The organism is Pseudomonas sp. IT-347P (genome assembly GCF_949768005.1).
GTDB lineage: Bacteria > Pseudomonadota > Gammaproteobacteria > Pseudomonadales > Pseudomonadaceae > Aquipseudomonas.
In genome coordinates this window covers 24,247-43,647 of record NZ_CATKPQ010000006.1, presented here as the reverse complement: position 1 = coordinate 43,647, position 19,401 = coordinate 24,247, and the positions used below count along the sequence as shown (strand labels likewise).

Genomic DNA, 19,401 nt, shown 5'->3' with positions numbered 1-19,401 from the left:
CGCGACGTTCTGATAATTAGCTGATCTGCAAGACCCGAGCCATGGCCTGGTCGTCGTCTTTGGCGGTGTTCATCATCTTGACGTGCAACTCGAACTGCTTGGCCAGGGCCAGCACCGAGGTCATCTCTTCGACGGCATTGACGTTGCTCGACTCAAGGAAACCCGACACCAGCTTGACGTTGGCATCGGCCGGCGCAGGCTGGCCGTCCTTGGTGTAAATCGAGCCATCGAGGCCCTTGTTCATGTTCTTGATGTCCGGGTTGACCAGTTTGATCCGGTCGACCTCCGCCATGACGCGCGGGCCTTCGCCCATCGCACGAATACTGATGGTGCCGTCTTCACCGACTTCGATCTGCTGCTCGGGCGGCACGGCGATCGGACCGCCATTGCCCATCACCGGCATACCGTTGCCGGCGCGCAGTACGCCAAGGGCGTCAACGTTAAGGCTGCCGGTGCGCACGTAGCTTTCGCCGCCGTTCGGGTTCTGCACGGCGATCCAGCCATTGCCAGTGACGGCTACATCGAGGTCACGGCCGGTCTGCACCAGCGAGCCCGGCGTGAAGTCAGTGGCGGGCCGTTCACTCATGGCAAACGCACGCGCCGGAAAGCTGTCACCGAACACCGGCATCGAACGCGCCTGCTCCAGGTCGCGCTGAAAACCGTTGGTGGAGATGTTCGCCAGGTTGTTGGCATGGGCCTTTTGCGCCAGTGCGTTCTGGCTGGCGCCGGTCATTGCCACATAAAGGTACTTGTCCACACTCTTTCCTCTGCATGCCGGACGTTTGCCGCCCACCGCTGTACTGCTGAGCCATAAGCAATTTGCAGACCAACTTTTTTCTGGCGGCCAAAGGCCCGGTAAACAAAGGACTTGGGGGATGTTGCGGGGGAAAGGGAAATGTTTCGGAGACGAAAAACCGGCGGTGTTATGCCGGTAGGTGGCAAAGGCTGACAGTAGGGTTGCCTGTACTGCCGCCTTCGCGAGCAAGCCCGCTCCCACATTTGGAGTTCATTCCTCCTGTGGGAGCGGGCTTGCTCGCGAAGAGGCCATCAGCGCCAAACAGTTTTTGGCTGTTATTCGGTTTTGCCAACTTCATACTCACGGAGTTTATTGGCAATGGTGGTGTGAGAAACCCCGAGCCGCTTGCCCAACTGTCGACTGCTCGGATGCTCGGAATACAGCCGCTCCAGCACCGCTTTCTCGAAGCGCCCGACAATCTCGTCAAGGCCACCCTCGAGGGAAAAATCGCCAAGCGGCTGACGCACGCCGTAATCCGGCAGACGAATATGCTCGGCTTTCACCGTACCGCCATCGCACAGCGAAACCGCCTGGAACAGCACGTTCTCCAACTGCCGCACGTTGCCCGGCCAATGGTAATGACTGAGGCGATCCATCGCCGCCGGCGCCAGTTTCGGCAGCGAACAACCAATCTGCCGACTGGCCTGATCGAGGAAGTGCTCGACCAGCGGCGTCAGTCCGTCGAGGCATTCGCGCAACGGCGGGATGTGCAGGGAGAGCACGTTCAAGCGGTGATACAAGTCCTGACGAAACTCGCCGCGCGCGCACAGTTCGGATAAATCCACTTGCGTGGCGCAGATCACCCGCACATCCAGATAAACCTCTTCATCACTGCCGACTCGACGGAAGCAACCGTCCTGCAGAAAGCGCAGCAGTTTCACCTGCAAGCGCGGGCTCATTTCGCCGACGCCGTCGAGAAACAATGTACCGCCCGAGGTCAATTCCAACAGTCCGAGCTTGCCCTCGGCCCGCGCCCCTTCGAAAGCGCCGGGGCCGTAGCCGAACAGCTCGGTCTCCGCCATCGACTCCGGCAGTCCGGCGCAATTGAGCGCCATCAATGGTGACTGTCCACGAGGACTGGCGAGGTGGCAGGCACGGGCGAGCAATTCCTTACCGGTGCCGGTTTCGCCCTCAATCAACAACGGTGCATCCAGTGGCGCCATACGCCGCGCTTCTCGCACTACGGCGGCCATCACTTTCGAGCTCTGGAAGATGCTGTCGAAGCCGCGCAACTCCTGTTTGCGCACATTGTAGATGCGCTCGCCGACGCGGTCGGCGCGGTGCAAGGTCAGCACCGCACCGGCCATGGCTTCGCTGTCGTCGTGTTCCGATTGCAGCGGCGCGATGTCGGCCAGAAAGATGTCGCCCTTGACCTTGACCCGCATGCCATTGATCCGCGATTTATTGGCGCGCACCAGTTCCGGCAAATCGAAATCCTCGGCATAACGCGACAGCGGAATGCCCGGCACTTCATCGACGCGCACGCCGAGCAACTGCGCCGCCGCGCGGTTGGCGGCGACGATCGAACCGCCCATGTCGATCGACAGCACCGGAAACTCCAGCGCGCCGAGCAAGGCATTCAATTCCATGTGCCGTCGCTCGCTGGGCATCAGCCCTACCCGCTTGACGCCGAACACCCCGGCGATCGCCTCGAACTTTGGCCGCAGCGCCTGAAACTGGATGTTGATCAGGTTCGGGCAGTGCAGATAGATCGCGTTGCCATGCTCACCACCGACCTCACCGCGCGCGACGTTGATCCCGTAGGCCACCAGCAGGTTGAGAATGTCGCGCAGGATGCCGATGCGGTTCTGGCAGTGAACTTTGATGCGCATATATAAGGCCCGACAAGATTGGGAGTTGATTACCGACCCTGTGGGAGCGAGCTTGCTCGCGAAGGCGTCAGCACATCCAACATTGATGTGCCAGACCCAGCGCTTTCGCGAGCAAGCTCGCTCCCACAGGGTATTGCGGTGCGCCCGAAGCTCATTTTTTCTGTCGAGGCACGCAGATAGTTGTCAAGATTATGTGACAGCCACGCGCCTTTTCAAACCCGCCAATCACCACAAACGCGAGATATCCGCCAAAGCGTAACGATTATTTTACGAATTAAAGAGAAATTTCCTACGCACAAGCGCTTCAACCAGCTGCACATCAGCCCGCTCTCGGGTAATCCTGAATCCATCGCTGGACATAACAAGAACGAATTCCCCTAGCAGGAGAGCAGTATGAAGCAGACGCAATACGTGGCCCGCGAGCCCGATGCGCAAGGTTTTATCGACTACCCCGCCGAAGAACACGCGGTGTGGAACACGCTGATCACTCGCCAGTTGAAAGTGATCGAAGGGCGTGCGTGCCAGGAGTACCTGGACGGTATCGAAAAACTCGGTCTGCCCCACGACCGCATTCCGCAACTCGGCGAGATCAACAAGGTGCTCGGCGAGACCACCGGTTGGCAGGTCGCCCGCGTGCCGGCACTGATCCCCTTCCAGACTTTTTTTGAACTGCTGGCCAGCAAGCAGTTTCCGGTGGCCACCTTTATTCGCACTCGCGAAGAACTGGACTACCTGCAAGAGCCGGACATCTTTCACGAGATCTTCGGTCACTGCCCGCTGCTGACCAACCCGTGGTTCGCCGAATTCACCCACACCTACGGCAAACTCGGTTTGCAGGCCACCAAGGAAGAACGTGTTTATCTGGCGCGTCTGTACTGGATGACCATCGAGTTCGGCCTGGTCGACACCCCGCAAGGCAAGCGCATCTACGGCGGCGGCATCCTGTCGTCACCCAAAGAAACCGTTTATTCGCTGTCGGACGAACCTGAGCATCAAGCGTTCGACCCGCTGGAAGCCATGCGCACGCCGTATCGCATCGACATCCTGCAACCGCTGTACTTTGTCCTGCCGAACCTCAAGCGTCTGTTCGACGTGGCCCATGAAGACATCATGGCCATGGTTCGCCAAGGCATGCAGCTGGGTCTGCACGCACCGAAATTTCCGCCGAAACCGAAAGCCGCGTGAACCGCGACTTTTGCTGACAATTGAGCCTGTCAGTCGCCGCCACTTTGGTTTAGCGTGACGGCATTGACGGCTCAAACGCTTAAATAAAAAAAACACACTCGATTTCAGGAATACACCATGTCGACTTTGAACCAAGCCCACTGCGAAGCCTGCCGCGCCGATGCGCCACAAGTCAGCGACGAAGAACTGCCGATCCTGATCAAGCAGATTCCTGACTGGAACATCGAAGTACGCGACAGCATCATGCAGCTGGAGAAAGTTTTCCTGTTCAAGAACTTCAAACACGCGCTGGCCTTCACCAACGCTGTCGGCGAAATCTCCGAGGCCGAAGGTCATCACCCGGGTCTGCTGACCGAGTGGGGCAAAGTCACCGTGACCTGGTGGAGCCATTCGATCAAAGGCCTGCACCGCAACGACTTCATCATGGCCGCACGCACTGACGAAGTGGCCAAGACCGCAGAAGGACGCAAGTAATGCACTTCGACGCCATCGGCCGGGTACCCGGCGACCCGATCCTCGGCTTGATGGAGGCGTATGCGCAGGACACCAACCCGCGCAAATTCGACCTGGGCGTTGGCGTCTACAAGGACGCGCAAGGCCTGACGCCGATCCCTGAGGCGGTGAAAATCGCCGAAGCTCGGCTGGTCGAAAGCCAGGACACCAAGACCTACATCGGCGGTCACGGCAACCCGTTGTTCGGCAAAGTCATCAATGAGCTGGTGCTCGGCGCCGACTCCAGGTTGATCGCCGACCAGCGCGCCGGCGCCACCCAGACCCCAGGGGGCACCGGCGCCCTGCGTCTGGCCGCCGACTTCATCGCCCAGTGCCTGCCGGGCAAAGGCGTGTGGCTGAGCAACCCGACCTGGCCGATCCACGAAACCATATTCGCCGCGGCCGGCGTCAAGGTCGGTCACTACCCGTACGTGGGCAGTGACAACCGCCTCGACGTCGACGCCATGCTTGCCGTGCTCAATGACGTGCCGAAAGGTGATGTGGTGCTGCTCCACGCGTGCTGCCACAACCCGACCGGTTTCGATTTGAGCCATGACGACTGGCAGCGCGTGCTCGATGTGGTGCGCGCGCGCAATCTGCTGCCGCTGATCGACTTTGCCTACCAGGGCTTCGGCGACGGTCTGGAGCAGGATGCGTGGTCGACCCGGCTGTTCGCGGCTGAAGTGCCCGAGCTACTGATCACCAGCTCCTGCTCGAAGAACTTCGGCTTGTACCGCGATCGCACCGGTGCGCTGATCGTCTGCGCGAAAAGCGCCGACAAGCTCATCGACATCCGCAGCCAACTGGCCAACATCGCCCGCAATCTGTGGTCGACACCGCCAGATCACGGCGCGGCAGTGGTCGCGACCATCCTCGCCGACCCAGAACTGAAAGCCCGCTGGGCCGATGAAGTGGAAGCCATGCGGTTGCGTATCGCGCAACTGCGCAGTGGTCTGGTCGAAGCGCTGGAACCGCACGGTCTGCGTGAGCGCTTTGCGCACATTGGCGTACAGCGCGGGATGTTCTCTTACACCGGGCTGTCGCCGGAGCAAGTGAAGCAACTGCGTGAGCATCACAGCGTGTACATGGTCAGCTCGGGCCGCGCGAACGTCGCCGGCATCGACGCCACGCGTCTCGCCTTGCTGGCCGAAGCCATCGCCAACGTCTGCAAATAGTGACTGCAACACAAAAACCTGTGGGAGCGGGCTTGCTCGCGAAGGCGGTGTATCAGGCAACTTAATTGTCGACTGACACTCCGCCTTCGCGAGCAAGCCCGCTCCCACATTTGTTTTGCGGTGATCTTTTTGCTTTTTGCTGCCCCTGCGGCCATCTGTCGCATTAATTTGAATTAAAAGTCTGATTGTCATTTTTCCTGCTGTATCCTGCGCAGGCTTTCCAAAAGCGCGGATCGACCAGATCTATCAACAGACTTAGCGAGGAGCGCAACCATGCACGAGATTCCTAATCTCCCCTTCCCAAGCCTGCACGTACCTGAGCAGACGACCACGCAACAAGCCGGTGCGGGGCAACCCGAGCCGAAAGAAGCCGTTGAGAGCCGCCCGGCCGACAACGAAGAGTAAGACCCGTCGTACAGACCGTGTGGAAAGCGCTAACATGCGCTTTCCACACTGCCTGAACCCCGAGCCCGCCATGACCGACGAATTCTCCGAAAGCCAAGCTGCCGTACTGATCGGCGCGACCGAGAAAATGATCGAGATCTGGAATCGTCTCTCGCCCGAGAAACAGGCCGCCCTGCTCGCTCGTTTCGGCAGCGAAGAAAATGCCCTCGCAGCGCTGGTCACCACACAACTGGTCGCCCCGGCCAAATCCTGAAACACCCACCCGGCAAATAGTTTTACTTTTCCCGCCCCAGATGCGTCCACGCCGGTATCATAAGCAGCCTATCTAATCTGCCGCTCCCGTGGATCGTTTCCCATGTCGTCCTCTATGCCAGAACCCCAGCGTCCCCTGGCGGTCACGCTGCAAGTCGTTTCCATCGTCCTCTTCACCTTTATCGGATATCTGAACATCGGCATTCCGCTCGCGGTGCTGCCGGGCTATGTACACAGTGATCTGGGCTTCGGCGCGGTGATCGCCGGTCTGGTGATCAGCGTGCAATACCTCGCCACCCTGCTCAGCCGTCCGTACGCCGGCAAGATCATCGACAACCAGGGCAGCAAACGCGCGGTGATGATTGGCCTCGCCGGGTGTGGCTTGAGCGGTGTGTTCATGCTGATTTCGGCGTGGACTCCGAGCATGCCGATGCTCAGTCTGATCAGCCTGTTGATCGGTCGACTGGTGCTGGGCAGCGCGGAAAGCCTCGTCGGTTCCGGCTCGATTGGCTGGGGCATCGGCCGCGTTGGCGCGGCGAACACGGCCAAAGTGATTTCCTGGAATGGCATCGCCAGTTATGGCGCACTGGCGGTCGGCGCACCGTTCGGCGTGTGGCTGGTCGGCCAGCTGGGTTTGTGGAGTATGGGCGTCAGCATCATCCTGTTGGCCATTCTAGGCCTGGCGCTGGCGTGGCCAAAAACCGCCGCACCGATTGTGGCCGGTGAACGCCTGCCGTTCATGCATGTGCTCGGCAAGGTGTTTCCCCACGGTTGTGGTCTGGCGTTGGGCTCGATCGGCTTTGGCACCATCGCCACCTTCATCACCCTGTATTACGCCACGCAGCATTGGGATAACGCCGTGCTGTGTTTGAGCCTGTTTGGCGCCAGCTTCATCGGTGCGCGCTTGCTGTTCGGCAACCTGATCAACCGCCTCGGCGGCTTTCGCGTGGCGATTGCCTGCCTGTCGGTGGAGACGCTGGGTCTGTTGCTGTTGTGGCTGGCACCGGACGCGCATTGGGCGCTGGCCGGTGCGGCGTTGAGCGGGTTTGGTTTTTCGCTGGTGTTCCCGGCGCTGGGCGTGGAAGCGGTAAACCTTGTGCCGGCTTCAAGCCGTGGCGCAGCGGTGGGTGCTTATTCGCTGTTCATTGATTTGTCGCTGGGGATCACCGGGCCATTGGCCGGGGCGATTGCAGCAGGCTTTGGTTTTGCTTCGATCTTCCTGTTTGCCGCCCTCGCGGCATTGAGCGGATTGGCCTTGAGCGTTTATCTGTACAAGCACACGGCCAAGTACCGCGAAGACTAGAAATCCACTTTGCCGCGCCCGGCCTTGATACTGCCGCGTTTGGTTTTCGATTCGAGCCGGCGCTTCTTCGACCCGAGGGTGGGCTTGGTCGGGCGGCGTTTCTTCTCGACTTTGGTGGCGCTGAGGATCAGCTCGACCAGACGTTCCAGCGCATCGGCACGGTTGGCTTCCTGCGTACGATATTGCTGGGCCTTGAGGATCAACACGCCATCGCTGGTGATGCGACTGTCGCGCAGCGCCAGCAGCCGCTCCTTGTAGAACTCGGGCAAGGACGAGGCCGGAATGTCGAAGCGCAGGTGCACGGCGCTGGAGACCTTGTTGACGTTCTGTCCACCGGCGCCTTGCGCGCGGATGGCGGTCAGTTCGATCTCGGCATCCGGCAGATGCACGTTGTTGGAAATCACCAGCATGGAAAAGCATCCGTAATCAGAACGCACAGGATACCGCGATTAGCCACAAAGCGATCTGCGGCCTGCCGGCGCAACTTCCCGCGCACTTATATCGAGCGTCATTTCGAGTTACCATTGCGCCCCTCGAATTTACCCGTTTAATGCAGGAAGCAGACTTATGAGCAACAAGGCAGTTATCGTTTTTAGTGGCGGCCAGGACTCTACGACCTGCCTGATCCATGCGCTGACCCACTACGATGAAGTGCATTGCATCACCTTTGATTATGGTCAGCGCCATCACGCGGAAATTCAAGTTGCACAGCAACTTTGCAAACAGCTCGGGGTGACCGTACACAAGGTCATGGATGTCTCTCTGCTCAACGAACTGGCCATCAGCAGCCTGACCCGCGACAACATTCCCGTGCCGACCGTCAACAGCTCTGGAGAAAGTCTGCCGAGCACTTTCGTACCGGGAAGAAACATTCTGTTTTTGACCCTCGCGTCTATCTATGCGTATCAGGTTCAAGCCAGAACAGTCATTACCGGCGTTTGCGAAACCGACTTTTCGGGTTATCCGGATTGCCGGGATGAGTTCGTCAAGGCATTGAACAATGCGCTTGAACTGGGCATGGATTACAAATTGCGCCTGGAAACGCCGCTGATGTGGCTGAACAAAGCGGAAACCTGGGCTTTGGCTGATTACCACAATCAACTGGACTTGATTCGTCATCAGACGCTGACCTGCTACAACGGTATAGCCGGAAGCGGTTGCGGCGACTGTGACGCGTGCAATCTTCGCGCAAAAGGACTCACCGAGTTCCTGGAAAACAAAGAGCAGGTGACCAACAGTTTGAAATTGAAACTCAAACTAAAGTAAGGCAAAAAAAACGCTCGTTTGGGGAACCCAAGCGAGCGTTTCTTCTATTTGATCAAGCTTGGCTTGCCGTCAGGTATTTTTTGAACAACGACCGCGCACCATAGGCGGGCATGATATTAAAGAAAGCAAAACCGACTTTGATCGCGATCTGCACATAGATCATGCTCAAGATCGCGCTGTTCTCCATCGTTCCATAGAAGGCGATATAGCAGAACAGAAAGCTGTCGATGATCACCGCAAACAGCGTACTCAAGAACACGCGCAAGAACAGGAATCTGGAGTTGGTCAGTTCCTTGATTTTGCACAACAGATACGAATTGATGTTCTCGGATACCAGAAACGAAACCGAAGACGCTACCAGAACAGAAGACAACTGACTGATCACATCATTGTAAGGTCCATCAAGCTTCCACCCCGGCAGCCCCGGCAAATGGGTGGTTATTGCCAATAGAATGATAATCGCCGCATTGCTGATGAATGCGAAGAGAATCGCCCTGCGTGCCAGCCGCAGACCAAAGGTCTCGTTCAACAGGTCAACGATCAGAAAGGTCAGCGGATAAAGAAAGGTACCCGGGGTCACGACAATGTCAAAGTAATCCAGGTAAATCGGCTTTGTCGCCGCAATACTGGTGAAGATATACAGCGTGAACAGCATCAGGTTCAGGATGATGTAGATCATCCAGGAACTCTCATGGCGATCATTTATTTCATAGGCGGTTAGCGCCCCGCCCTGGGAGTAGAACTTCTTGTAGAGGTTTTTCACTTCAACTTTATTCAGATTATCCATAATCTCGCTATTCAACACTTCACTCAGTTTTATTTTAATTATTTTGCCTGTCGCAATAACCATGATAACGGCCAGGCTTTTTCCATTCTCGAACCCCAGCAACTTGTACTTGCTGTTTTCCATTTCAACATTGCAGTCCATTGAATCGTTCCTCGATTACATCCCCGATCACGCCTACACGATCCGTATCAACGCTGCCGTCATGGCATATGGATAATTTCGCCGTAATTTTGTCATACACCAGTTTTTCCCGATCGCTGTTCGACGCGCCTTTCTGCACGATCAACAAATCACCGGGTTCATGCATACCACTGATTTCATTTTCCAGCAGCACGCCAATCAGGTTAAAGGACGCGCCAAAATAGTAAGTCAGTGGATAAATTGTCGCCAACTCACCAATTCTTTTATCCAGACTTTGCAGCAGCATGCTTTCTTTTATTACCGGAACAGCTGCCGGGTTCATATTCCCTTGCGGCGAAATACTGCTTTCGATTATTTCCTTTTCTTCAAAATCAATCGTCTCTATTTCTTCGTAAGACACTCCGAAGAAATCAGAAATCTTGCGCACAGTGGACTGTTGTACATTGACCACCTTGCCTTCAAGAATGTTGTAGATGGTGGTACGCGTCAAACCACTGGAGTGACACAAGGACAACTGCGTCTCCCCGCGACTCTTTATCAGGTATTTGATGTTGTTTTTCAGATTCTCCGATCTTTCTCTTCTGTGCATCACATGCTTACCATCCATTGTTAACTGCAATCATTGTCACGCCCCGAATGATCATTCCGGACATACACAAGTGGGGTGGGAAATCGCAGTTATATCCCTGTCAATGCCGCGCAGGATCATAGCATTGTCCCTCCTTGGGTTCGGTATAAAAAGTCAGCCTTCACGCGATTCGTCCCGCCCACTGGCAGGATCATTTCAGCCTATGTACTGACCTTTCAGTTCCGATTGCCTTTTACCCGGCGTCCGAAAATCGGCACCGAGCCATGTCTGTTTTACACCGGCAGCGACCACAAAAAGAATCATTTTCTTTGAAGAATGTTCATTTTTTTGATTAATTCTGTGGCGTTCCTCACTGAAAAATTTATGATGCGTCAACTCGGCGCCTTATTCTCGAGAGTGAAAGGACGAAAAAACGGGGGGCTTGTACAGGGTTTAGTTTTGCGCACACAGCGATCAAAACAAGGATTCGCCTGTACAGATCCGGCAAGCAAGGACATGCGCATATCTCGCAAAACCAGGGAAGGAATCAAGCAATGGCAGCCATTACTGAACCGCTCGAGAACCAGTCGAACCTGCTGCAACGTGGTCTCGCGGATCTCCGCGCAGAAGATGCCGAACTGGCGGCCATTCTCGACGCTGAAGTCACGCGTCAACAACATACGCTTTCGTTGGTCTCCTCCTCCTGCGCAGTCCAGCCGCGAACCTTGGTGGCCTCTGCTTCAGTGCTGGTCAACGTGACCGCTGAAGGCATGCCCGGCAAGCACCACAGTGCAGGGTGCGAGAACGTCGAGTTAGTCGAGTCACTGGCTATCCGCAGGGCTCGTCAACTGTTCGCTGCTCAATACGCCAACGTGCAGCCACACTCAGCGTCGAACGCCATTTACCAGGTGCTCACGTCCCTGCTTGAGCCGGGCGATACCTTGCTGGGCATGGCGGTGGAACACGGTGGTCACCTCACCCATGGCAGCCTCGCCGCTTTTTCCGGCGCCTACTACAAGGCGATCCAGTACGGCACCACATCCGACGGTCTGATCGATTACGACAAGGTACGCCTGCTGGCGCTCGCCCATCGTCCACGCATCATCCTCTGCGGCGCCACTGCCTATTCGCGCGTGGTGGACTTCAAGCGATTTCGCGAGATAGCCGATGAAGCTGGGGCGATCCTGCTCGCCGACATTTCGCATATCGCCGGGCTGGTCGCCACCGGGCGCCATCCAAGTCCGGTCGACGTCGCACATGTCACCGTCACTTGCACACACAAGCAACTCGCCGGGCCTCGGGGTGGCGTGATCCTCAGCGGGCGTGACGCCAGCACCAAGATTCCCGGTTTGCGGACCACCTTCAGCCGCCTGCTGGATCAAGCCGTTTACCCGCGAATGCAGGGCGCCCCCGCTGCCAACATGATCGCAGCAAAGGCTGCCGCACTGGGTTACGCGATGTCTGCAGAATTCGATGCCTGCATGGCGCAGATTCGCAGTACGGCGGATGAAATGGCCAAAGCGTTTCAGGCCAAAGATTATGAGGTGGTCGGTGGCTGCAGTGAAAACCATACGGTGCTGGTTCGCTTGCGCGGCGGCATCACAGGCGCTATCGCGGAAGCGGCGCTGGGGCACTGCGGGATCATCGTCAATAAACATCGCCTGCCCGGCGATCCTCGCTCTGCACTTGTTACCAGCGGGCTGCGCATCGGCACGGGCGCGCTGGCGCAGCGCCGGGTCGACGTTCACGGCAGCCGCCAGATCGTCGATCTGATCGTCCGGATTCTGAATACCGTGGCGCCGCTCGGCGAACAGGATTACACACTGGAACCGCTGCTCCTTGCGCAGTTTCGTTCAGAGGTCGAAACCTTGTGCAGGGACTATCCTGTCACCGACTACCAATAGCTACTCGACTCTCAGGATTTGCGCCCATAAAAAACCCGGCACTCAGGCCGGGTTTTGTGTTTCTGCGTCAGCGCTTACTTGGCAACACCAGCCGGGTGCACGGCCTGCTGCGCGCCGCGCTTGTTCTTGATCAGGTAGCAGACCCACATGAACACCACCCACACCGGGATCGCGTACACCGAGATTTGAATACCCGGGATCAACAACATCACGCCAAGGATGAACGCGACGAATGCCAGGCAGATGTAGTTACCGTACGGATACCACAGCGCCTTGAACAGCGGCGTCTGCCGGGTTTTGTTCATGTGCTGGCGGAACTTGAAGTGCGAGAAGCTGATCATCGCCCAGTTGATCACCAGCGTCGCCACGACGAGGGACATCAACAGTTCCAGCGCGTGTTGCGGGATCAGGTAGTTCAGCAGCACAGCAACCAGTGTCACCGCAGCGGAGGCAAGGATCGAACGCACCGGCACACCGCGCTTGTCGATCTTCGCCAGACCTTTCGGCGCATCGCCCTGCTCGGCCATGCCCAGCAGCATGCGGCTGTTGCAGTAGGTGCCGCTGTTGTACACCGACAACGCGGCGGTCAGTACCACAAAGTTGAGGATGTGCGCGGCGGTGTTGCTGCCGAGCATCGAGAACACTTGCACGAACGGGCTGCCGCTGTACGAATCGCCGGACGCGTTGAGGGTTTCCAGCAGGCTGTCCCAAGGAGTCAGCGAGAGCAGGATGACCAGCGCACCGATGTAGAAAATCAGGATCCGGTAGATCACCTGGTTGATCGCTTTCGGGATCACGGTTTTCGGCTTGTCCGCTTCAGCGGCGGTGAAACCGAGCATTTCCAGACCGCCGAAGGAGAACATGATGATCGCCATCGCCATCACCAGACCGCTCACGCCATTCGGGAAAAAACCACCGTGGGACCACAGGTTGCTCACCGAAGCTTGCGGGCCGCCATGGCCGCTGACCAGCAGGTAGCTGCCGAGCGCAATCATGCCGACGATCGCCACGACCTTGATGATCGCGAACCAGAATTCGGCCTCACCGAAGACTTTGACGTTGGCCAGGTTGATCGCGTTGATCAGCACGAAGAACGCCGCAGCAGAGACCCAGGTCGGGATGTCCGGCGCCCAGTAGTGGATGTATTTGCCGACCGCCGTCAGCTCCGACATGCCCACCAGAATGTACAGAATCCAGCAGTTCCAGCCCGAAAGGAAACCGGCAAAGCCGCCCCAGTACTTGTGCGCGAAATGGCTGAAGGAACCGGCCACCGGCTCTTCGACGATCATCTCGCCCAACTGGCGCATGATCATGAAGGCGATGAAGCCGCAGATGGCGTAGCCGAGGATCATCGACGGGCCGGCGGATTTCAGTACTCCGGCCGAGCCGAGGAACAATCCGGTACCGATCGCGCCACCGAGGGCGATCAGTTGAATGTGGCGATTTTTCAGGCCGCGTTTCAGCTCGCCTGATTGCGAGGGTTGTCCACTCATGAAAAAGGTCTCACGCAAGGTTTGATGATGTTCAGTAGACGTTGCTGCAAGGTTGCGATTTCAGGCAGCCCCGATCAAACCCCAGCGCAGGCACCAGGAGTTCAGCTTATTTACAACGGTCATGCGTCACCTGTTTGTTTTTATCTGTGACGAAATCGAACCCGAAACGCTTGTGGCGTCACGGAGTGAACAAGGCGGATAGCCTTGAGATTTGCGCGATCACGCAGAGGGTCACAGTTAAAACGCGGCGCATTGTACACCGCTAACCCCCTGCTGCCAGACCCCGCTGGATCAGCGTGGCGGTTGCCGGGATTGCGTGTGTCCGCCACGAGATATTCGGGCGACTGCAAAAATTGAGTCAGGCCTTTGCAGGCCATCGGCGCGGACGAGGAAAAAACCGTCCCACGGAGAGAGGTGGAGATCAGTCACGGCGTTCATTGCGCCTCCTTCTTGTTATGTACCTGCACGACAGGCATGGGCGCATCTCACCCTGACAGCGGCGCTGAAACAAGCGCGCCAGAGCCTTGCACGGCCCTTCGCCGCGATGGCGTCGGCAGCTTTTCCTTACAGCCCGCGCCGGTGGTTGGTTTCCCCCGGCTTTACCCACTTTTTCGTAAACATTTTTTTACAAGGCGTAACGTAAAATTTCCATTTCAGAAAATTCTGTCGGACGCCTGCAAATTGACGGTAGCTAGCTTGCTAATGAATATCGCCGCTTAGTTTTCTGTTTTTAAATAAGAAAAACTTCCAGAAAAAACAGAATAAAAAGTCTATTTAAAAATTAAATAAATAATTTTTTGCATTACAAAAGTCCGTGAACTAGGTTCTTCACGTCTTGCCGGCCACCTCGACCGGCCAGTCATAACCGTGAAAGTCATCTAGGAGATCGACCATGCAAGCACTGGAAAAAGACGTGGATACCGAACTGCAACTGGACGAATGGTTTGAAGCACCGACCCACGAGGCGGCTGTAGAAATGATGCAAGCCGACGCGGTTGTTCCGTTCGGCACGGCGATGTGGCCTCTGTAAGACATCCCCCGGGCAGGCACGATCCGGCCGGTCGTGTCTGCCGCTTTCTTCACGGTCAGTCAGGGAGGACTCATGGATAAGCCCCGCGCCATCTCGCATTTCCTTTACTACCTCGAACACCACCCTGCCCTTGCCGGTCTCGACTCGGCGAAGGTATTGCTCGGCCACACGGCTGATTACGAAGCGCTGACCGGCGCCATCGCCGAGCAGGCGGGCGATCATCCACGCTTCACGTTCAGCGCCCGACGCCTGGACCTGGAAAGCACCGCAGCGCTGACTTCGGCAATCACCGACAGCGATCTGTACATTTTCTTCTACGATTCTTCCACCCTGCCCAACCCGCGTCCCGACGGCCCGGAGTTCGTTCGTGCGCTGCAAGGCGTGATGGCGGAAAACTGGAAGAAGTCGCTGCTGTTCAAGGATTACGGCGATTATTTCTACGACACCTTCAGCGTCACCCCGCAGCGCATTGCCGGGTTGAACAGCCACTTGATCCAGCGCATGTCCCAAGCCACTACCCTGAGTTTCAAAGACGATGAAGGCTCATGGTTCGAAGCCCCAATGAGCAGCATCAAGAAATGGACCGACATCAACGGTGTCGGCAACTTCGACCTGGCCCCCGGCGAAATCGCCACGCACAGCGAAGCGATCAACGGCCATGTGAAATTCAAGGGCACGTTCCTCAGCACCATTCCGTTTGCACGCAAATACGGCGTGCTCGAATCGCCACTGGAATTGTGGATCGAAAACTCGACCATCAGCCGCATCGCCACGGACGTGCCGGGTCTTGAGCATGATTTCAACAAGTATCTGGACGCCAACCCATCGAACCGCCGGATTGAGGAGTTGGGGATCGGCACCAATGAAGGCGTGAAGGATTTGTACGCGCGCAATGCCGGGTTTGAGGAACGGCATTGTGGCTTGCATCTTGGATTAGGCGGTGGCGCCAAGGGCAGTCATCATCTGGACCTGATCTTTTCGGGCGGGGTGTTGGCGCTGGATGACAAGCCGGTGTTTGATGGCCGGTTTGTGTTCTAGCCTGAAGTTGATAGTGCTGCTTCTGGCCTCTTCGCGGGCAAGCCCGCTCCCACAGGTTTCATTGGTGTACACAAATTCTGTGAACGACAGAAAACCCTGTGGAAGCGGGCTTGCCCGCGAAGGGGCCAGGTCAGGCAATACACATCTTTCGCCAGACGAAAAAAAACGCCAACCCTGCGGTTGGCGTTTTTTCATTCGACGCTAAACCCGATCACTCAGGCTTCTTGCGACCGAAACCCGGACGCTGACCGGAACCGGCCGGTGCGCCACGACGCTTGCCCGACGGCTTGTCACCATCAACCAGCTTGATCCCCGGACGCTTCGGCGCAGGCTTGGCCGGGCGCTTGTTGGTGGTGTCCGCCGGACGATCCGCCACAGGCGTGCCACGACCGGCGGGCGCGTCACGCTCGCCACGTTCAGTGCGACCGTTGGCCGGACGCGGAGTGCGCTCGCCGTCACGGGCTACTGGCTTGCGACCTGGACGCTCACCTTCGATCTGCGGCTCACGGCTTGGACGTGGGCCGGTCGGCGCGCCAGCGGCTGGACGCAGCGTGCGTACGCGCTCGGTCTTGGCCATCGGCCGCGACGATTTGCGCTGCATGCGCTCAAGCTTGTCTTTGCTCTTGGCGTTCAGTTGCGGCATCGCCACCGGCGTCAGGCCGACTTCGGCGCTGAGGACATCGACTTCGTACTGGCTCATTTCGCGCCAGCGGCCCATCGGCAGGTCGGAGTTGAGGAACACCGGACCGAAACGCACGCGCTTCAGACGGCTGACCACCAGTCCTTGCGATTCCCACAGACGACGAACCTCACGGTTACGCCCTTCCATGACCACGCAGTGGTACCAGTGGTTGAAGCCTTCCCCGCCCGGCGCCTGTTGAATGTCGGTGAACCGCGCCGGGCCGTCTTCCAGCACGACGCCGGCCTTCAGGCGCTCGATCATTTCGTCGTCGACTTCACCGCGTACCCGCACGGCGTATTCACGGTCCATCTCGTAGGACGGATGCATCAAACGGTTGGCCAGTTCACCGTCGGTGGTGAACATCAGCAGACCGGTGGTGTTGATGTCGAGACGACCGATGTTGATCCAGCGGCCTTCTTTCGGACGCGGCAGCTTGTCGAACACGGTCGGACGGCCTTCCGGGTCGTCACGGGTGCAGATCTCGCCATCGGGTTTGTTGTACATGATCACGCGGCGCACCGATTCGGCGGCCTCTTCGCGCTTGATCACCTTGCCATCAATGGTGATGGCGTCGTGCATGTCGACGCGCAGACCGAGGGTGGCGTCTTTGCCATTGACCTTGATCCGGCCCTGGCTGATCCAGGATTCCACGTCACGGCGCGAGCCGACGCCGATACGGGCGAGGACTTTCTGCAGTTTTTCGCCTGCTGGGCCGATTTCCTGGTCGTCTTTCTGAATGATGTCGCTCATCTGGGCACCTCCCGGTGTGGTCTGTTCAGGCGGCGCCTGAAGCATTGAAATCTGGGTTCTCGGCCGAAGGGATCGGCGAAGGGTCGCGAATCATACGCGGATGTGCGCCGTCGCGCATCAGAGACTAGCTGATCGATCGACAGTTATTTCTTTTTCCGCCGACCGGCGCCACCGAGTTTGATCAGGCGCAGCGCGGCTTCGGCCAGCACGGTGCGCTTGTCGTCCTTGTCGAGTTTCTTCCAGGCCTTGATTTCGCGCTTGCTGCGTCCGCAGCCGAGGCAGATGTCGTCGCTGAATTTGCAGACGCTGATGCAGGGGTCTTTGGTTGAGCTCATACATTTCCCCAGATTGGCACATGACCCTGTGGGAGCGGGCTTGCCCGCGAAGGCGTCAGGTCAGTCAGCGATGATATTGGATATGCCGTCCTCTTCGCGGGCAAGCCCGCTCCCACAGGATCCTTCAGTGTTTAGAGATTTGTTGTCAGTCTTCGAATTCGCGGCGTTCGGCTTCGATCGCTTCGGCCAGGGCGCGGGCTTCGGCTTCTTCTTCGCTCAGCTCGGGTTCGGGTTCTGCCGCCGGTTGTTCGAGGGCGGCGACAGCGGCGAGAAGTTTTTCCCGGGCTTCGGCGACCCCAAGAATGTCTTCTTCCGGTTCGGCTTCTGGCTCGGAATCAAGTTCAACTTCGATGGTTGGCTCGGCGATCTGCGGCTCAGACTCAGTCTCGACTTCTGCTTCAACCGTCGGCACCTCACCGTCCGCCGCATCCCGCAGCAAATCGTCGAAGTCGGTCTTGATCCCCTCCTCCATGCTGTCCAGCTCCAGCAACAATGAATGGAAACTGGTCTCCTCCTTCTCCTCTTCCGGCTCGGCACTGGCGTCGGCCAGCTCCTGCAAGCCTTGCGGCACCGGGGCGTCGTCGAAATCGAGCACCGGGTCGGTTTCCATCTCGCGCAATTCGGCCAGCGGCGGCAGGTCTTCGAGGTTCTTCAGGTTGAAGTGATCGAGAAACGCCTTGGTCGTGGCGAACATCGCCGGTTTGCCCGGCACGTCGCGGTAGCCAACCACGCGAATCCATTCACGCTCGAGCAAGGTTTTGACGATGTTGCTGTTCACCGCCACACCGCGCACGTCTTCGATTTCGCCGCGGGTGATCGGCTGGCGATAGGCGATCAATGCGATGGTTTCCAGCAAGGCGCGGGAATAACGCTGCGGGCGCTCTTCCCAGAGGCGGCCGACCCACGGCGAAAACTTCTCGCGGATCTGCAAGCGATAGCCCGACGAGACTTCCTTGAGCTCGAATGCGCGGCCCTCGCAGGACTTGCCGAGCAGGGTCAGGGCTTTCTTGAAGACCGCAGGCTCTGGCCGCTCGCCTTCTTCGAACAGTTCAAACAGGCGCTCAAGGGATTGCGGCTTTCCCGAGGCCAACAGAAAGGCTTCAAGCAGGGAGGCCAGCTCGCGGGGTTCAGTCAGGTTCATGTTTCGACTCGTTATTCGGCTCGGGCTCGCACGTGGATCGCGGCGAACGGCTCATTCTGCACCAGCTCGACCAAGGATTCCTTGACCAGTTCAAGGATCGCCATAAAGGTCACCACCACACCCAGGCGCCCTTCTTCGGCGGTGAACAGCTCGACGAACGGCACAAAACCGCCGCCCTTGAGGCGCTCCAGTACATCACTCATGCGCTCGCGGGTCGACAGTGCCTCGCGGCTGACCTGGTGGCTTTCAAACATGTCGCCACGGCGCAGCACTTCGGCCATGCACATCAAAATCTCTTCAAGCGCGACATCCGGCAGCAGCTTGCGCGCACGGGCTTCCGGGGCGTCGAGCTTGGGCACGATCACGTCGCGGCCGACCCGGCTCAAGCCGTCGATGCCTTCGGCGGCCGCCTTGAAGCGCTCGTATTCCTGCAAGCGGCGGATCAGTTCGGCGCGCGGGTCGTCTTCTTCGTCTTCGACGGTTTCGGCGCGCGGCAGGAGCATGCGCGACTTGATCTCGGCGAGCATCGCCGCCATGACCAGATACTCGGCGGCCAGCTCCAGACGCACCGACTGCATCAACTCGACATAGCCCATGTACTGGCGGGTGATTTCCGCCACCGGGATGTCGAGGATGTTGATGTTCTGTTTGCGGATCAGGTACAGCAGCAGATCGAGCGGCCCCTCGAAGGCTTCAAGGAAGACCTCCAGCGCATCCGGCGGGATGTACAGGTCCAGCGGCATTTCCATGACCGCCTGGCCATAGACCATGGCAAACGGCAGTTCCTGCTGAGCGCCGGCCTGGGGATCGACAACGGTTTCCACTG

General features: G+C 58.1%; 20 protein-coding genes. 10 read left to right on the top strand and 10 right to left on the bottom strand.

Annotation, left to right across the window (positions count from 1 at the left end; translation table 11 throughout):
- Positions 1 to 16: 16 nt before the first annotated feature.
- Together ACM6IV_RS03360 and ACM6IV_RS03355 are read right to left on the bottom strand one after the other, a co-directional pair.
- On the bottom strand, positions 17 to 757 hold the full coding sequence (locus ACM6IV_RS03360) for a flagellar basal body rod protein FlgF (protein WP_093439577.1): 741 nt from the start codon (positions 755 to 757) through the stop codon (positions 17 to 19).
- Positions 758 to 1,071: 314 nt separating this feature from the next.
- Entirely contained in the window at positions 1,072 to 2,628 is a 1,557-nt protein-coding gene (locus ACM6IV_RS03355; protein WP_414868714.1) for a sigma-54-dependent transcriptional regulator, read from the bottom strand.
- A 393-nt stretch (positions 2,629 to 3,021) separates the two neighbouring features.
- On the opposite strand from ACM6IV_RS03355, the gene phhA reads away from it, so the two are divergent.
- From phhA to ACM6IV_RS03325, 6 genes are all read left to right on the top strand, one after another.
- Complete coding sequence (gene phhA, locus ACM6IV_RS03350) at positions 3,022 to 3,813, top strand: phenylalanine 4-monooxygenase (RefSeq protein WP_007965510.1); 792 nt, start codon at positions 3,022 to 3,024, stop codon at positions 3,811 to 3,813.
- 117 nt (positions 3,814 to 3,930) lie between these two features.
- Entirely contained in the window at positions 3,931 to 4,287 is a 357-nt protein-coding gene (locus ACM6IV_RS03345; RefSeq protein ID WP_003222798.1) for a 4a-hydroxytetrahydrobiopterin dehydratase, read from the top strand.
- Entirely contained in the window at positions 4,287 to 5,480 is a 1,194-nt protein-coding gene (locus ACM6IV_RS03340; protein WP_414868713.1) for an amino acid aminotransferase, read from the top strand. The genes ACM6IV_RS03345 and ACM6IV_RS03340 overlap by 1 nt, the downstream gene beginning before the upstream one ends.
- Before the next feature lie 273 nt (positions 5,481 to 5,753).
- Positions 5,754 to 5,885, top strand: a complete 132-nt coding sequence (locus ACM6IV_RS03335) for a hypothetical protein (protein WP_016987951.1) — start codon at positions 5,754 to 5,756, stop codon at positions 5,883 to 5,885.
- 70 nt (positions 5,886 to 5,955) lie between these two features.
- The gene (locus ACM6IV_RS03330; RefSeq protein WP_025113527.1) at positions 5,956 to 6,138 is read left to right on the top strand and encodes a hypothetical protein; all 183 of its coding nucleotides are present in this window, start codon (positions 5,956 to 5,958) and stop codon (positions 6,136 to 6,138) included.
- A 114-nt stretch (positions 6,139 to 6,252) separates the two neighbouring features.
- Positions 6,253 to 7,440, top strand: coding sequence for an MFS transporter (locus ACM6IV_RS03325; protein ID WP_414868721.1), 1,188 nt, complete (start codon positions 6,253 to 6,255; stop codon positions 7,438 to 7,440).
- On the opposite strand, the gene arfB is transcribed toward ACM6IV_RS03325, so the two are convergent.
- Positions 7,437 to 7,850, bottom strand: a complete 414-nt coding sequence (gene arfB, locus ACM6IV_RS03320; RefSeq protein WP_083366627.1) for an alternative ribosome rescue aminoacyl-tRNA hydrolase ArfB — start codon at positions 7,848 to 7,850, stop codon at positions 7,437 to 7,439. The genes ACM6IV_RS03325 and arfB overlap by 4 nt on opposite strands.
- 157 nt (positions 7,851 to 8,007) lie before the next feature.
- Here arfB and queC point away from each other — a divergent pair, with 157 nt between their 5' ends.
- Positions 8,008 to 8,706: a 7-cyano-7-deazaguanine synthase QueC gene (gene queC / locus ACM6IV_RS03315; RefSeq protein WP_414868712.1), complete on the top strand. Its 699-nt coding sequence runs from the start codon at positions 8,008 to 8,010 to the stop codon at positions 8,704 to 8,706.
- Between the two features lie 52 nt (positions 8,707 to 8,758).
- Here queC and ACM6IV_RS03310 read toward each other — a convergent pair whose 3' ends face one another.
- Both ACM6IV_RS03310 and ACM6IV_RS03305 read right to left on the bottom strand, forming a co-directional pair.
- A complete protein-coding gene (locus ACM6IV_RS03310; RefSeq protein WP_414868711.1) occupies positions 8,759 to 9,634 on the bottom strand; it encodes a queuosine precursor transporter in 876 nt (291 codons plus the stop codon).
- Positions 9,618 to 10,223: a helix-turn-helix transcriptional regulator gene (locus ACM6IV_RS03305; protein WP_414868720.1), complete on the bottom strand. Its 606-nt coding sequence runs from the start codon at positions 10,221 to 10,223 to the stop codon at positions 9,618 to 9,620. The genes ACM6IV_RS03310 and ACM6IV_RS03305 overlap by 17 nt, the downstream gene beginning before the upstream one ends.
- Before the next feature lie 533 nt (positions 10,224 to 10,756).
- Here ACM6IV_RS03305 and glyA point away from each other — a divergent pair.
- Positions 10,757 to 12,106: a serine hydroxymethyltransferase gene (gene glyA / locus ACM6IV_RS03300; protein ID WP_414868710.1), complete on the top strand. Its 1,350-nt coding sequence runs from the start codon at positions 10,757 to 10,759 to the stop codon at positions 12,104 to 12,106.
- Between the two features lie 74 nt (positions 12,107 to 12,180).
- Here the strand turns inward: glyA and ACM6IV_RS03295 are convergent, their stop codons facing one another.
- Positions 12,181 to 13,599 (bottom strand): amino acid permease, encoded by a 1,419-nt coding sequence (locus tag ACM6IV_RS03295; RefSeq protein WP_414868709.1) that lies wholly within the window; start codon positions 13,597 to 13,599, stop codon positions 12,181 to 12,183.
- Positions 13,600 to 14,491: 892 nt separating this feature from the next.
- Here ACM6IV_RS03295 and ACM6IV_RS03290 point away from each other — a divergent pair.
- Together ACM6IV_RS03290 and ACM6IV_RS03285 are read left to right on the top strand one after the other, a co-directional pair.
- Positions 14,492 to 14,629 carry a hypothetical protein gene (locus ACM6IV_RS03290; protein WP_166222495.1) on the top strand — a complete coding sequence of 46 codons (138 nt, stop codon included), beginning with the start codon at positions 14,492 to 14,494 and terminating at the stop codon, positions 14,627 to 14,629.
- A 72-nt stretch (positions 14,630 to 14,701) separates the two neighbouring features.
- Positions 14,702 to 15,667, top strand: coding sequence for a leucyl aminopeptidase (locus tag ACM6IV_RS03285; RefSeq protein ID WP_414868708.1), 966 nt, complete (start codon positions 14,702 to 14,704; stop codon positions 15,665 to 15,667).
- 211 nt (positions 15,668 to 15,878) lie between these two features.
- Here ACM6IV_RS03285 and rluB read toward each other — a convergent pair whose 3' ends face one another.
- The 4 genes from rluB to ACM6IV_RS03265 all read right to left on the bottom strand — a co-directional run bounded on the left by rluB (position 15,879) and on the right by ACM6IV_RS03265 (position 19,285).
- On the bottom strand, positions 15,879 to 17,099 hold the full coding sequence (gene rluB, locus ACM6IV_RS03280) for a 23S rRNA pseudouridine(2605) synthase RluB (protein WP_414868707.1): 1,221 nt from the start codon (positions 17,097 to 17,099) through the stop codon (positions 15,879 to 15,881).
- Between the two features lie 143 nt (positions 17,100 to 17,242).
- On the bottom strand, positions 17,243 to 17,434 hold the full coding sequence (locus ACM6IV_RS03275) for a DUF1289 domain-containing protein (protein ID WP_414868706.1): 192 nt from the start codon (positions 17,432 to 17,434) through the stop codon (positions 17,243 to 17,245).
- A gap of 145 nt (positions 17,435 to 17,579) precedes the next feature.
- Positions 17,580 to 18,575 (bottom strand): SMC-Scp complex subunit ScpB, encoded by a 996-nt coding sequence (scpB, locus tag ACM6IV_RS03270; RefSeq protein WP_414868705.1) that lies wholly within the window; start codon positions 18,573 to 18,575, stop codon positions 17,580 to 17,582.
- 11 nt (positions 18,576 to 18,586) lie between these two features.
- Entirely contained in the window at positions 18,587 to 19,285 is a 699-nt protein-coding gene (locus ACM6IV_RS03265; protein WP_172828192.1) for a segregation and condensation protein A, read from the bottom strand.
- Between the last annotated feature and the right edge of the window lie 116 nt (positions 19,286 to 19,401).